This is a genomic window from Lyngbya sp. CCY1209 (genome assembly GCF_055795065.1).
On sequence record NZ_JAYFER010000564.1, the window covers coordinates 1 to 206 of the forward strand.

Annotated in this window: 1 protein-coding gene; it reads right to left on the reverse strand. The window is 60.2% G+C overall.

Annotated features, from left to right (window positions below; all coding sequences use genetic code 11):
* On the reverse strand, positions 1-206 hold a 206-nt coding region (locus AC0QHF_RS19780; protein WP_324705960.1), incomplete at both ends, for an Ig-like domain-containing protein.

Consider the following 206-nt stretch of genomic DNA (forward strand, 5'->3'; position numbering starts at 1 on the left):
ACCGTTACTGTGGCAGTATCGGTGCCGCCGTTGCCGTCGTTAATGGTGTACTCGAAGGTGGCGTCTCCGGTGAAGCCGGACTCGGGGGTAAAGATAACGTTGCCGTCGGCGTCGAGTTCTACTGTGCCGTTGCTGGGGTTGCTGACGCTTTCGATGCTGAGGGTGTCGTTTTCCGGGTCGGTGTCGTTCCCCAACAGGGCAGCAGG